At 36.0% G+C, this 14,852-nt stretch carries 16 protein-coding genes; all 16 read left to right on the top strand.

Annotated features, from left to right (window positions below; all coding sequences use genetic code 11):
• Positions 1–174: 174 nt before the first annotated feature.
• The 16 genes from ylqF (at position 175) to rseP (ending at position 14,852) form a co-directional block, all read left to right on the top strand.
• Complete coding sequence (gene ylqF / locus JJE29_00695; protein ID MBK5251155.1) at positions 175–1,026, top strand: ribosome biogenesis GTPase YlqF; 852 nt, start codon at positions 175–177, stop codon at positions 1,024–1,026.
• A gap of 67 nt (positions 1,027–1,093) precedes the next feature.
• On the top strand, positions 1,094–1,882 hold the full coding sequence (locus JJE29_00690; GenBank protein ID MBK5251154.1) for a ribonuclease HII: 789 nt from the start codon (positions 1,094–1,096) through the stop codon (positions 1,880–1,882).
• A gap of 32 nt (positions 1,883–1,914) precedes the next feature.
• A complete protein-coding gene (locus tag JJE29_00685) occupies positions 1,915–2,241 on the top strand; it encodes a YraN family protein (protein MBK5251153.1) in 327 nt (108 codons plus the stop codon).
• 9 nt (positions 2,242–2,250) lie between these two features.
• Positions 2,251–3,786: a YifB family Mg chelatase-like AAA ATPase gene (locus JJE29_00680; protein ID MBK5251152.1), complete on the top strand. Its 1,536-nt coding sequence runs from the start codon at positions 2,251–2,253 to the stop codon at positions 3,784–3,786.
• A gap of 13 nt (positions 3,787–3,799) precedes the next feature.
• Entirely contained in the window at positions 3,800–4,858 is a 1,059-nt protein-coding gene (gene dprA, locus JJE29_00675; GenBank protein MBK5251151.1) for a DNA-protecting protein DprA, read from the top strand.
• A 66-nt stretch (positions 4,859–4,924) separates the two neighbouring features.
• Complete coding sequence (gene topA / locus JJE29_00670) at positions 4,925–6,988, top strand: type I DNA topoisomerase (protein MBK5251150.1); 2,064 nt, start codon at positions 4,925–4,927, stop codon at positions 6,986–6,988.
• A 64-nt stretch (positions 6,989–7,052) separates the two neighbouring features.
• Positions 7,053–7,832, top strand: coding sequence for a GTP-sensing pleiotropic transcriptional regulator CodY (gene codY / locus JJE29_00665; protein ID MBK5251149.1), 780 nt, complete (start codon positions 7,053–7,055; stop codon positions 7,830–7,832).
• A gap of 158 nt (positions 7,833–7,990) precedes the next feature.
• On the top strand, positions 7,991–8,848 hold the full coding sequence (rpsB, locus tag JJE29_00660; protein ID MBK5251148.1) for a 30S ribosomal protein S2: 858 nt from the start codon (positions 7,991–7,993) through the stop codon (positions 8,846–8,848).
• Positions 8,849–8,885: 37 nt separating this feature from the next.
• Complete coding sequence (gene tsf, locus JJE29_00655; protein ID MBK5251147.1) at positions 8,886–9,539, top strand: translation elongation factor Ts; 654 nt, start codon at positions 8,886–8,888, stop codon at positions 9,537–9,539.
• A gap of 94 nt (positions 9,540–9,633) precedes the next feature.
• Positions 9,634–10,344, top strand: a complete 711-nt coding sequence (locus JJE29_00650) for a UMP kinase (GenBank protein MBK5251146.1) — start codon at positions 9,634–9,636, stop codon at positions 10,342–10,344.
• A 7-nt stretch (positions 10,345–10,351) separates the two neighbouring features.
• Positions 10,352–10,903 (top strand): ribosome recycling factor, encoded by a 552-nt coding sequence (gene frr / locus JJE29_00645; protein ID MBK5251145.1) that lies wholly within the window; start codon positions 10,352–10,354, stop codon positions 10,901–10,903.
• The gene (locus JJE29_00640; GenBank protein ID MBK5251144.1) at positions 10,903–11,106 is read left to right on the top strand and encodes a hypothetical protein; all 204 of its coding nucleotides are present in this window, start codon (positions 10,903–10,905) and stop codon (positions 11,104–11,106) included. Before frr ends, JJE29_00640 begins: the two co-directional genes overlap by 1 nt.
• 48 nt (positions 11,107–11,154) lie before the next feature.
• Positions 11,155–11,883, top strand: coding sequence for an isoprenyl transferase (locus tag JJE29_00635; protein ID MBK5251143.1), 729 nt, complete (start codon positions 11,155–11,157; stop codon positions 11,881–11,883).
• Positions 11,880–12,704, top strand: a complete 825-nt coding sequence (locus tag JJE29_00630) for a phosphatidate cytidylyltransferase (protein ID MBK5251142.1) — start codon at positions 11,880–11,882, stop codon at positions 12,702–12,704. Before JJE29_00635 ends, JJE29_00630 begins: the two co-directional genes overlap by 4 nt.
• Positions 12,701–13,849 (top strand): 1-deoxy-D-xylulose-5-phosphate reductoisomerase, encoded by a 1,149-nt coding sequence (locus JJE29_00625; protein ID MBK5251141.1) that lies wholly within the window; start codon positions 12,701–12,703, stop codon positions 13,847–13,849. The genes JJE29_00630 and JJE29_00625 overlap by 4 nt, the downstream gene beginning before the upstream one ends.
• 4 nt (positions 13,850–13,853) lie before the next feature.
• A complete protein-coding gene (gene rseP / locus JJE29_00620; protein ID MBK5251140.1) occupies positions 13,854–14,852 on the top strand; it encodes an RIP metalloprotease RseP in 999 nt (332 codons plus the stop codon).

The following is a 14,852-nucleotide window of genomic DNA, read 5'->3' as shown; positions in this document are numbered from 1 at the left end:
TAACCATAACGAATGAGAAATTAATGCGTCGTGGTTATAAAAGTTTATCTTTACAGTATCATAAAATCAGATTGTCTTAGTGAACCGCCAAGTACCGAACGGTACGCTCTGGTGGTGTGAGAGGTCGGTCATTCAATTAATGAATGACCTCCTACTCGATTGGAGGTAATGCATTTGAATATTAATTGGTATCCGGGTCACATGAAGAAAACAAGGGAATTGATTCAGGAAAATATTAAACTAGTGGATGTTGTTATTGAAATCATCGACGCTAGGCTCCCGTTTTCAAGCAAAAATCCGCAAATAGACACTCTTTTTATAAATAAGCCAAAGATTATTGCAATCAATAAAATGGATTTGGCCGATCCGCGTGTTTTGCATAAATTCCAAAATTCTTATAAAGAAAAAGGATTCAAAGTAGTAAATATAAACAGTATGACTGGAGAAGGCACGAAGGAACTGCTAAAAGAGGTTGAAGATGCCGCACAAGGTTTGTTTGAAAAGCTTAAGAAAAAGGGAATGAAAAAAAGAGCTATTCGTATCATGATAATTGGCATACCTAATGTTGGGAAGTCTTCTCTGATAAACAAGCTGGTAGGAAAGAAAAGTGCAAGAACAGGTGACAAGCCAGGTGTAACACGTGGGAAACAATGGGTCAGGATTAAAAAGGATATAGAATTGTTCGATACGCCAGGCATATTGTGGCCAAAGTTCGAAAATCAAAATACAGCTATTAAATTAGCTCTTTCCGGAGCAATAAAGGATGAGTTGATACCATTTAACGAGGCTGCAAGATGGTTAATAAGTTTCTTGCGTGAAAATTACAGAGGCTCTATTTCAAGCAGATATGAAGGTGTTGATGAATCCGCAAGCATTACGGAAATAATTGAAGCAATTGGAAAGAAGAGAGGTTGCATACTTAAGGGCGGAGTTGTAGATTTAGATCGAGCAGTTTATATTTTGGTGGATGACTACAGAAGAGGACGGCTCGGAAGAATAGTACTTGATCGTTTGGATGGGGAATAGCCAGTGCGTGGTTGTTCCCTTTTTATGGTATAATTATAGAATAATTCAGATTAGAGGAGTTAACCGTATGGAATATGAGACCATGAGCATTAAGGAAATAAGGGAATTTGTCGCTGAGTTGGATTTAGAAAGTAGAAACATAGAGTTTGTTTGCAACTCGCTTAAAATTGACAAAAGGAAATCCGTCAACGAAATAGGCAAAAGACTTTTATCGAAAATATGCAAATTAGAAAACGAAAAATCTCGTTTGAAAGAAATGTATTCATATGAAAATAATCTGTATCGAAAGAACATAACATTTATCGCTGGCATCGACGAGGTTGGCCGGGGACCGCTTTCTGGCCCTGTTGTTTCCTCAGCAGTTGTGCTTCCGGCAAATTGCCGGCTTATGGGTTTAAATGATTCAAAAAAGCTTAGTGAAAAAAAACGAAATAGGCTTTATCATGAGATAATGCTTAATGCTATAGATGTATCGGTTGGGATGGCGAGTCCCAACGAAATAGATGAAATAAACATACTGAATGCTACTAAATTGTCCATGAAAAGAGCCGTTGACGCATTGAAATGCAAAGCAGACCATCTTCTTATAGATGCATTAAAATTGGATGATATAGAAATAGAACAGACTGCCATAATTAAAGGAGATGAAAAATCTGCATCCATAGCTGCAGCATCCATTATTGCAAAGGTAACTAGAGACTATATAATGGTTGAAATGAGTAGGTATTTCAAAGTATACGGCTTCGAAAGAAATAAAGGATACGGCACCGCAGAACATATTGAAGCACTAAAAAAATATGGGCCTGTTAATATACACAGAAGAAGTTTCATTAAAGGTATAGTTGGGGGGCGGTAAACGTTAATAAATTAGGTGAAAAATGGGAACGTATGGCAGAAAATCATCTGAAAAGTAAAGGATATCGCATTATAAAAAGGAATTATTGTACGAAGATTGGGGAAGTAGACCTTATTATGAAAGATAAGAACGGCTATTATGTATTCATCGAAGTAAAGAAGCGCACCGGTATTGATTATGGAAGACCTATAGAATATATCAACAAATATAAAATGAAGAAAATAATTAGAACATCCGAGCATTTCATAGTTGCAAATAAATTATCCGGAAATGATTTCAGATTCGACGCAGTTGAAATTATTGAGTGGAAAAATGGAAAAATTGAAATAAATCATATAAAAAATATATTTATTGAATAGGGGGATTATATGCTTGCAAAGATTGTAACTTGCACATTGACAGGCATAGATGGTGAAATTGTCGAATGTGAATCTGACATATCAAAGGGTTTGCCTTCATTCAGCATCGTCGGATTACCAGATGCCGCAGTAAAAGAATCAAAGGACCGCATACGTGCCGCTGTAAACAATTCCGGTTTTGTTTTTCCAGTAAAAAGGATAACGGTTAATCTATCCCCGGCAAGTACAAAAAAAAATGGTTCGCATTTTGATTTACCGATTGCCACAGGTATTATTGTTGCATCAAAATGTATACCTTTCGACAAATTCAAAGACACAGCTATTTTGGGAGAATTGTCCCTGGATGGAAGAGTCAATTGTATTAATGGATTGCTGCCAATGCTTATTGCTCTTAAGCAGTTGTCGGTTAAAAAAGCAATCGTACCATATGGCAATGCAAACGAAGCGGTATACATGCATGGCATGGATATTTATGCTGTAAAGCACTTGCGTGAGGTGATTGATTTCATAGAAGATGAGAAGACAATTGAACCGCTACATATTTCGGAATTCAGCGATTTACATTGTGCATGCAGTTATGAATGTGATTACGCGGAAGTTTCTGGACAGGAAAATGCAAAAAGGGCTATTGAAATATCTGCGGCTGGAAATCATAATCTTCTGATGATTGGTCCCCCCGGATCCGGCAAGACAATGCTGGCAAAAAGATATCCTACGATACTTCCATTGCTTGATGAATCGCAAGCTATGGAAGTTACAAAAATATATAGTATTGCGGGCCTTATGAAAAACCGTGCAATAATGCTTGAACGTCCGTTCAGGAGTCCCCACCATACGCTTTCGTCTGTTTCTCTTACCGGAGGAGGCAACAATCCTAGGCCTGGAGAAATTTCCTTGGCAAATCACGGGGTCCTATATCTTGACGAACTCCCTGAATTCTCAAGAAAAGCGCTTGAGGCATTAAGACAACCTTTGGAAGACAAAAATGTTACCATAACAAGAGTAAATGCAAGCGTTACATATCCATCCAATTTTGTCCTCATTGCAAGCATGAACCCATGTCCGTGCGGATATTATGGTGATAGCCATCATGAATGTAAATGCAGCATAGGCGATATAAGACGGTACATGAGTCGCATATCCGGACCAATTCTTGATAGAATGGATATGCACATAGAAGTTCCAAGCGTTGCATTTGATGCATTGAATGGAAAACAGCAGCGCTCAAGGTCATCAAGTCAAATAAGAGAATCAGTAATTAACGCAAGAGAACGACAAAAAAAGAGATTTATCAATGCTAAAATAAGTCTTAACTCAGAGATGAACAGCCGTCAAATTAAACGTTATTGCAATTTGAACGCAGAATCGAAAAAATTGCTTGAAACTGCGTTCGAGAAAATGGGATTGAGTGCAAGATCATATAATAAAATAATCAAGGTTGCACGTACCATATCTGATATAGAAGGCAGCAAGGACATTGAAACAAATCATTTAATGGAAGCTTTAAGCTATAGAAATCTTGAAACAAAATATTGGAACATATGAAGAGGGTGAGGAAATGCGCGAGGATTATCTGAAAATCAATTATTTCGGTAAGAGGAACAAGGAAATCAATAAATTGATAACTGAACATCTCAATAATCCATCAAAAGAAAAACGCAACTTTTGCCTCAACAAATTGACTTCAATGGCAAATGAGGCTTTAGATGATAACGAATATGCTGCATATAAGAGAAATATAATGAACAAAAGAATTTCCTTCGTTGATATTAGCGAAAGCAATTTTCCTGAAAAGCTAAAGAAAATTTATGACCCGCCTTTGATGTTATTTTATAAAGGGGATTTTAAAATAATTGATGATTGCCCATGCGTTGCAATCGTCGGTTCTAGAAAATGCAGCAATTATGGAAGACAGGTAGCATATGATTTTGCAAAAGGACTTGCAGAATCTGGAATTGCTGTTATAAGCGGAATGGCATACGGCATTGATTCAAGCGCGCATATAGGAGCTTTGGCTGGCGGTGGAAACACTGTTGCCGTAATGGGTACAGGAATTGATAATTGTTATCCTGCAAAAAATAAAACACTTCATGATCGTATTGCAAAAGAAGGATTGCTTTTAACAGAATTTAGCGTTGGCACTATGCCAATGCCTTATAATTTTCCTAGAAGGAATAGAATTATTAGCGGGTTGTCGGACGCTGTAATTGTCGTTGAAGCGGGACTCGGAAGTGGTGCATTAATTACGGCTGATTTTGCACTCGAACAGGGAAAGGAAGTATATGCTGTTCCAAGCGGGATTTTGGGAAGTTGCGGAAAAGGATCTAATAAACTCATAAAGCAGGGTGCGGAATGCCTAGTGGATATAAATGAAGTAATATCTGCTTTTTCTAAAAAGAACAACGTAACACCTATTGAAAAACTTGTAGAAACGGGAATGACTGACGCCGAAAGAGATTTGCTTAAAATAATCGAATTTGAAGGTCCTATACATATAGATAAGATTCTTTCATATAGGCTGATGAGTGTGAATGAAGTAAAAGCTGCTATTATGTTGCTTATGATAAAGAATAAAATTTATATTGAGTCCGGTAATAAATATTGCATAAAAAAGTAAAAGATTTTGAAAATTATACAATAATCTGTTATAATAGGTTTCACTGCTGAAAGAAAAGGTGATTAAATGAAAAATCTAGTAATTGTAGAGTCTCCAGCGAAGGCGAAGACCATATCAAAATTTCTGGGAAGCAATTATAAAGTAAAGGCTTCGGTTGGACATGTAAGAGATTTGCCTAAAAGCAAGATGGGTGTTGATTTCAAAGATAATTTTGAACCTGAATATATTACTATCAGAGGCAAAGGAAAAATTCTTAAGGAATTGAGGAGTGAAGCCAAAAAAGCAGACAAGGTTTATCTTGCAACTGACCCAGATAGAGAAGGTGAAGCTATATCTTGGCACTTGGCAAAGGCATTATCGATTCCGGAAGATGATGTTTGCCGTGTTGAATTCAACGAAATAACAAAGGAAACAATAAAGAAAGCTATAAAAATGCCGAGAAAAATTGACAAGGAGTTAGTAGATGCACAGCAAGCAAGAAGAGTGTTGGATCGTATCGTGGGATACAGCATAAGTCCTTTGCTATGGAGAAAACTGAGAAAAGGATTAAGTGCAGGAAGGGTACAGTCTGTAACGACAAAAATGATATGCGATAGGGAAAACGAAATAATAAATTTCATCCCTGAAGAATATTGGACTCTCAATGTAAAACTGCAGCCTGAAGTAAAAAAATCTTTAGAGGCTGTTTTTTATGGAAACAAAAATGGAAAAATCAAAATAAATACTGCGGATGAAATGAAAACCGTTTTGGATGCATTGAAGAATGATGAATATCGAGTTGATTCTTCAGATGAAAAATTGAAAAAGCGTTCTCCATACAAACCTTTTACAACTAGCAGCCTACAGCAGGATGCTGCAAACAAATTCGGGTTTTCTACAAAACGAACTATGATAGTTGCCCAGCAATTGTATGAAGGCATTCAAATTGGCAAAACTACCGTAGGACTTGTAACATATATTAGAACAGATTCAATAAGAATTTCAGATTTTGCCAAAGAAATGGCTAAAGAACATATTTTGGAAAACTATGGAGAAATGTATATAAAAAAAGAAGGCGGCAAAACTAAACAAAATGGGAAATCTGTTCAAGACGCTCATGAAGCAATACGGCCCACAAGTGTGGCAGTTATGCCCGATGATATAAAATCCCAATTAAAAATCGACCAATACAAAATTTATAAACTCATTTGGGAAAGATTCGTTGCGAGTCAAATGGCTGATTCTATAAGTGACTCTTATCAACTGGGGATAATGAATGGCGAATATTTGTTCAAAGCAAATGGGATGAAATTGAAGTTTGACGGGTTTTTAAAGGTTTACTCATATACGAATGTAAAGGATGTTGAAATACCGGATTTGGATGTAGGTGAAATTCTCAAACAAATTGATCTTGAAAATAAACAAAATTTCACGCAGCCGCCGGGAAGATTTTCAGAATCAACTTTGGTAAAAGCTATGGAGGAAAATGGTATTGGAAGACCTAGTACTTATTCGCCAACGATAACAACAATAATTTCGAGAGGATATGTGCGAAGAGATAAAAAGATTCTTTATCCAACGGAATTGGGCATAACGATAAATGAAATAATGGAAAACTACTTTAAACAAATAGTTGATGTGGACTTTACTGCAAATCTGGAGGCTGAGTTTGATAGAATCGAAGCAAAAGAAGTTTCTTGGCGTAAAGTAGTGGAAGATTTTTATATACCGTTTTCCATAACGTTGAAATCAGCAGATGAAGCAATAGAAAAAATTGACCTTACAGAAGAAACAGATGAAATTTGCGAAAAATGTGGAAGCCCAATGGTAATAAAGCATGGCAGGTTTGGGAGATTTTTAGCATGTTCAAATTATCCTGAATGCAGTAATACCAAATCAATAGTAATAAAAACAGGGGTGAAATGCCCAAAATGCGGTGGCGATATCGTTGAAAGAAAAACAAAAAAAAGACGCATATTTTATGGCTGCCTTAATTATCCCAAATGCGATTTTACCACATGGGATAAGCCGTTGAATGAGAAATGCCCAAAATGCGATTCGCTATTAGTTGAAAAAAGGAATGGTAAAAAAACATCCGTTAAATGTATAAACGATAAATGTGATTATGTAAAAGAAAAAGGTTTGGAATAATAATTGTTTCAAATTTTCCAACAAATCAGTTATAATATTTATAAGAACTTTAGGAGGTAATATGATGGACAGCAGTTTATTGAACAAAACAAGGAAGTTAAATAGAATATTGCAGCAATCGGCAGATGCTCCCGTTTCGTTTTCAGAACTTTGCAAGACTTTGAATGATATTTTAGATGCAAATGTATATGTTTCAAACAAGAGGGGTAAAATACTTGGAGTAAGTCTTGCGGATGCATCCGATGCTTCAATTATTTCGGATGAAAAGTCGGATCAAAAGAAATTCCCTGACGAGTATAATGAGGAATTGGTAAAGATAACACATACAAAATACAATATTACAGGGGATGAATTGCTAAAAGTATTCAAGTATGATATTGAAAGTTTCGACAAATTTGTAACAATTGTTCCCATAATAGGTAATGGTGAAAGACTTGGAACATTCGTGCTTGCACGTTACAACAGCAAGTTTGAAGAAGAGGACATTGTTTTGGCTGAATATTCGGCAACAATAGTAGGCATGGAAATATTAAGATCCAATAGCGGGAAAATGGAAGAAGAAGCAAGAAAAAAAGCCGTAGTACAAATGGCAGTAGGGACTCTTTCATATTCGGAACTTGAAGCCATTGAACACATATTTGCTGAATTGGATGGGAATGAGGGATTGCTCGTAGCAAGCAAAATCGCTGATAGAGTGGGAATAACAAGGTCAGTAATTGTAAATGCATTGCGTAAATTCGAAAGTGCCGGCGTGATTGAGTCAAGATCGCTTGGGATGAAGGGGACGTTTATTAGAATATTGAATGACAAGTTGCCGGAAGAATTAGAAAAGCTCAAAAGATAGACGGCTAATGCCGTCTATCTTTATTGCTTTAAATAATCGTACATGGTATACTATCAACGGCATAAAAACACACTTTTTGCATTCTTGCGGACAGGTGCTTCGATAGAAGTCGTCCGAAATAGGCAAAGAGGAGGAAAAAACCTAAGGAGGATTTACTCATGACAGTAGTATCAATGAAACAGCTTCTCGAATCGGGTGTTCATTTCGGACACCAAACAAGAAGATGGAATCCAAAGATGGCGGAATATATCTTTACGGAAAGAAACGGCATCTACATCATCGACTTGCAGAAAACAGTAAAAATGATTGACAAAGCTTATGATTTTGTAAAAGAAAACACAACAGGCAACAAAACAATTCTTTTTGTTGGAACAAAGAAACAGGCTCAGCAATCTATTGAGCAGGAAGCAAAAAGATGCGGAATGTATTATGTTAATCAAAGATGGTTGGGGGGCATGCTTACCAACTTCAGCACTATCAGAAAAAGGGTTGACCGTCTTTTGCAACTTGAAAAAATGGAGAGCGACGGAACATTCGATTTACTTACCAAAAAAGAAGTAATTAAACTTAAACACGAGCAGGAAAAATTGGAAAAATTCCTTAGCGGAATAAAAACAATGAAAAGAATTCCTGATGTTATTTATGTTGTTGACCCAAGAAAAGAGCGGATTGCAATTCTTGAAGCAAAAAAATTAGGAATTCCGGTTGTTGCTATAGTAGACACAAACTGTGATCCCGATGAAATAGATTTAATAATTCCCGGAAACGATGATGCAATAAGAGCTGTCAAACTTATAACTGCAACTATAGCAAATGCTGTTATTGAAGGAAAACAAGGCGAGCAAATGGAAGAAGCTGCAGAAGAGCCAATTGTTGCAGAAGAGCCAGTTGCTGCAGAAGAACCAGTTGCTGCAAAAGAACCAGTTGCTGCAAAAGAACCAGTTGTTGCAAAAGAACCAGTTGTTGCAAAAGAAAATGTTGTTGAAGACGCAGTTGAGAAAGAAATTAAAGAATAATAAATAAATTTTGATAATTAAGAAGGAGATGTTGAATATGGCTGCTGTAACGGCTGCAATGGTTAAAGATGTTAGAGAAACATCAGGCGCAGGAATGATGGACTGCAAAAATGCGCTTGTAGAGGCTGATGGAAATATCGCTAAAGCAATAGAAGTGTTAAGGGAAAAAGGGCTCGCTAAAGCGGCTAAAAAAGCTGGTAGAATAGCGGCCGAAGGCTTAGTTACTTCATATATACATGGTGGAAGAATTGGAGTTTTGGTTGAAATAAATTCTGAAACCGATTTTGTATCGAAAAATGAAGATTTCATAGCTTTTTCAAAAGATGTAGCCATGCAAATTGCTGCATCAAATCCTTTATTTATTTCGAGAGATGAAATTTCTAAAGAAATAATTGAAAAAGAAAAGGAAGTTTTAAGAAATCAAGCTCTTAATGAAGGCAAACCCGAAAAAATAGTTGATAAAATGGTTGAAGGAAGAATAAGCAAATATTATAAAGAAGTATGTCTTTTGGAACAGCCATTCATAAAAGATCCGGATATGGATATGCAGACACTTCTAAATACGCTAATTGGAAAAATTGGCGAAAAACTTAGTATCAGAAGGTTTGCTAGATTTGTGGTAGGCGAGGGTATTGAAAAAAGAAAAGAAAATTTCGCTGAAGAGGTTGCAAACCAAATAAATAACAAATAAATAATGAGGAGAGCACATAAAGGTGTTCTCCTTTTTTTGAAAAATAAAGGTTATTTTGCATCTTTGTAGAAAATAATGTTATGGGGGTTTTTTTGTGAAGCCAAAATATAAAAGGATTATCTTAAAACTGAGTGGAGAAGCTCTTGCTGGAGAAAACGGTTTCGGAATAAATGAAACAGTAGTAATGGATATTGCTAGACAAATCAAAAGACTTAAGGAAATGGACCTTGAAATAGCGCTTGTTGTTGGAGGAGGAAATTTCTGGAGAGGCCGGTTTGGAAAGGGAATGGATCGTTCAACTGCCGATTATATGGGAATGCTGGCTACAGTAATAAATGGATTAGCTTTACAGGATGCACTTGAAAATATTGGAGTATCGACAAGGGTACAAACGGCAATAGAAATGAGGCAAATAGCCGAACCTTACATCAGAAGAAAAGCTGTAAGGCATTTGGAAAAGAACAGGGTGGTTATTTTTTCCGCAGGAACAGGCAATCCGTTTTTTTCTACAGATACAACAGCTGCCTTAAGAGCAGCTGAAATAGAAGCCGAGGTAATACTTCTCGCTAAAACAGTTGACGGTGTTTATGATTCGGATCCGAATGAAAATCCCGATGCGGTTAAATTCAGTCACCTGACCTACAAGGAAGTGTTGAGCAAGAGTCTAAAAGTTATGGATTCAACAGCAACTTCACTTTGTATGGACAACAATATCCCTATAATTGTTTTCGGATTAGACAATCCAGACAATATTTATAATGTAGTAATGGGTGAAAATATTGGAACAATAGTGAAGGAGGATTAATATGAGAGTGCAAGTGCATGACGATTTCGAAAAAAAAATGAAAAAAACTATAAGTGTATTAAAGGATGAATTGAATTCCTTTCGTGCCGGAAGGGCAAATCCTTCTTTGCTTGACCGCATTACTGTTGATTACTATGGATCGACCATGCCGCTTAAGCAAATAGCTAATGTATCTTCTCCCGAACCCCGCTTATTGGTAGTACAACCTTACGATACTACCGGCATGAAAGATATTGAAAAGGCAATAATACAGTCGGATATTGGAATCAATCCTTCAAATGACGGAAAAGTAATTCGTTTGGCAATTCCGATGCTTACTGAGGAAAGAAGACGAGACCTTACTAAGCTCGTTAAGAAAACAGGAGAAAATTCAAAAATTGCGATTAGAAATGAAAGACGTTCAGCAAACGAAACATTAAAAAAAATGCAGAAAAATAGTGACATAACAGAAGACGATTTTAAAAAAGCCGAGCAAACAGTTGAAGAAATGACAAAGGAATATACTGAACAAGTAGATAAATTGATTGAATATAAAGAAAAGGAAATAATGGAGATATAATGAAATTTGAAATAGATTCATTATTAGGAATGGAACTTGGCTGTGCAAAAAAAACAATTGAAAGTTATGGTGTTCATAAAAACCTTATAATCAGAGAACTTGTTAGTCTGAAGTATAAAGGAGACCGCAAAAATGATGTCTGCCGAATTGTTTTGGCTAAAATGAGTAAGGATGACATCGTGTTGACAGTCAGTTATTTTTAGCCCTCCAGATGTTTATGGAGGGCTCTACCTTTTAAAGCGGGTGAAACTATGAAAATCAATGATAAAATACCTGAACATATAGCTATCATTATGGATGGGAATGGAAGATGGGCTCAAAAGAGAGGTCTTCCAAGAACTGCTGGCCATAAAGCCGGAATAGAGGCTATCAGAGAAGTAATTGAGAATTGTTCTAAAGAAGGAATTAAATATTTAACTCTGTATGCGTTTTCTACTGAAAATTGGAAAAGGCCGCAAAAAGAGGTTTCGGCTTTAATGGAATTGCTTGTCTATTATTTAAAAAAAGAGATAAATTTGCTCCATAAAAACAATGTGCGAATACGAACCATCGGAGACATTGCAAAACTTCCATTAAAAGCACAAAATGAAATAGATTCTGCAATTACAAAAACCTGTAGTAATACAGGTTTGAATGTTACCTTAGCAATAAATTATGGAGGACGACAAGAACTGATTCAAGCGATAAAGAAAATCACCGTCGAATATTGCGAAAATCCGGATGAAATCAATGAATTGACTGTTTCCTCCCATATGGAAACATCGGAAATTCCGGACCCGGATTTAATTATCCGTCCAAGCGGGGAATTAAGAATAAGCAATTTTTTACTTTGGCAAATGGCTTATAGCGAGTTCTGGTTTTCAAATGTTCTGTGGCCGGATTTTAATAAAGATCATTTGAACGATGCAATCAAATCATATAGTGAAAGAAAAAGAAGATATGGTGGATTGAACGCGGAAGAACAGCAGGTGAAAAAATGATAAAAAGAATACTTACAGCGGTTATTGGCATTCCTATACTAATCTTTATAATATATTCAGGTGGAAGCATTTTATTGGTTTCAATAATTGCAGTAACACTCATAGCATTGAATGAATATGCAAGTGCCTTCGAAAATTCAAATGAAAGTCATTCTAATATTGAAGAATTATCTCATTACAAGATTTGGCTTTGGCTTTCTTCCTTGTTCTCCTATGTTGTTCTTTACTATAATAATTTTGACATAAAATTTGAGGCGCCATTTCTTTTAATTGTACTATTGGGAATCTCATTAATTCAAATATTCAATCCTCTAGAGAAATCCGGAACAAGTAGAGATATATTTTATGGATATATTTATATAACGATTTTTTTTAGATTTATATTCTATACCGCGCAATTTGATAACAATTATGTAGTATGGCTTATATTCATTATTGCATGGTCAACAGATACATTTGCATATTTTATAGGTTTGTTATTCGGGAAGAATAAATTAGCACCTATAATAAGCCCTAAAAAAACTATAGAAGGCGCCATTGGGGGCATCGCAGGTTGCGCCGTGAGCACTTTTGTCTTTTCAATAATATTTATCCCTGAAATGGCAAATATATCAATACTATTCGGCATATTTGGAAGCATAATATCTCAATTGGGAGATTTAAATGCGTCTATGATAAAAAGAAACAACGAAATAAAAGATTTTGGAAATATTATTCCAGGTCACGGCGGTATACTTGACAGATTCGACAGCATATTATTTACAGCTCCATATGTGTACGCTGCGTATAGTGTTTTGAGTTTGACAGGAGTGATGAAATGAAACAATTAGCCATATTGGGTTCGACTGGATCGATTGGGACACAAACCTTGGATGTTGTATCAAAATACCCCGAGGAATTCACAGTAAAAATTTTAACTTGCAACAGAAACATTGATCTTCTTGCAAAGCAAATCAATGAATATAGACCAGAATATGCAGTTGTATGCGACCGTACCGCATATGAATGCATTACAAAAGAAAATTTTAATGTTAAGATACTTTATGGCTATAAAGGTATTATTGCTGCGCTTGATAACACTGGCGTCGATGTTGTGGTTAATGCTTTGGTAGGCATATCAGGCATGCTGCCAACCAGACACGCTATTGAATTGGGGGCAAATATTGCACTTGCCAATAAGGAAACTCTTGTTACAGCAGGAGAATTGATAATGGCTGATGCCAAAGCAAAAGGCGTCAAAATACTTCCTATAGATAGTGAGCATAACGCGATTTCACAGTGTTTAAACGGCGAAAATAAAGACCGTTTGAAACATATAATACTTACTGCTTCCGGAGGACCATTTAGGGGTAAGTCTTATAACGAAATGGAGAGAGTCACCATAAAAGAAGCGCTTGCGCATCCTAATTGGACTATGGGTAAAAAAATAACTATAGACTCTGCAACAATGATGAACAAAGGGTTTGAGGTTTTAGAAGCAAAATGGCTTTTTGATGTGGATATTGATATGATTAAGGTTATAGTTCATCCTCAAAGCGTTGTTCATTCGATGGTTGAATTTATTGATGGTAGTGTAATTGCCCAAATGAGCATGCCAAACATGAAGCTTCCCATTGGTTATGTTCTTTTTGAAGGGAAAAGAATGCCTTTAGAACTCAAGTCACTTTGCTTAAGCGAGATTGGAACTCTAACCTTTGAAAAGCCGGATAAAAAAGCTTTTCCATGCCTTGGATATGCATACTATGCCGGCAACTTAGGCGGAACTTGTCCCGCTGCACTAAATGCTGCAAATGAAGTGCTCGTTGACGCTTTCTTAAAAGGAAAAATTCGATTTCTTGAAATTCAAAATATAATTGAGGAAGTTTTAGAATCTCATAATTTGATAAAGCATCCCGAATATGAATCAATTGTTGAAACTGACTATTTAACTAGAAAGTTTGTAGTGGACAAATTAAGGAATAGGTGATTTAATGACAACATTTTTTTATTTCATACTGGTTTTTGGAAGTATAATTTTTTTTCATGAATTTGGTCATTTTATTACTGCGAAATTATCAGGAGTTCTTGTCCATGAATTTTCTTTGGGAATGGGTCCTAAATTATTCAAGTTCAAAGGTAAAGAAACAACATATTCACTCGGAATATTTCCTATTGGCGGTTATATAAAAATGGAAGGGGAAGACGAGGAATCCGACCATAATAAAAGCTTTAGTTCAAAATCGGCATTTAAGAGGTTTATGATTATTTTTGCCGGTCCGGTGATGAATTTTATCTTGGCATTCCTTATTTTCTTTTTATTGTTCATTTTTATTGGGTTTCCAACAACAACGGTTGGTGAAATTCTTCCCGGATTGCCAGCGGAAAGCAGCAACTTAACAACCGGGGACCGCATAATAAAAATTAATAATGAAAACGTAGAAGAATGGACTGATATAGTTGAAGAAGTTACTGGATCTACTGGCAACTTGCAATTGCTTGTAGAAAGAGATAATAAGGAGATTTCGATTGCTATCACACCTGTAATTGATGAAGGCCGAAATGTAATAGGAATATCACCTTCAATAAAGAGGAATGTTTTTTATTCTATTGGAATGGCTTTTGACCGTGTGTGGTTTGTATCTACTAATATTTTCTCGTTTCTTAGTGATTTGTTAAGGGGAAATCAACTCGAAGGAGAAGTTGTAGGGCCTATAGGAATAATTTCAATGGTTAATGAAGCTTCCAAATATAGTTTTATCTCCGTTCTTTCACTTGCGGCCGTCATATCCATAAATCTTGGTATTGTAAATCTTTTGCCTTTGCCGGCGCTCGATGGAGGAAGGCTTGTTTTCATATTGATTGAAATAATAAAGGGAAAACCTATAGATCCGAAAAAAGAGGGTTTTGTACACTTCGCGGGTTTCGTTTTTCTTATGGCATTTATGGTTTACATGGTAATTAAAGATTTGGGACGATTACAATTGTTTTAA

Source organism: Peptostreptococcaceae bacterium (assembly GCA_016649995.1).
GTDB lineage: Bacteria > Bacillota > Clostridia > Peptostreptococcales > BM714 > BM714.
The sequence above is the reverse complement of the archived record's forward strand: the minus strand, read 5'-3'. Positions and strand labels throughout refer to the sequence as shown.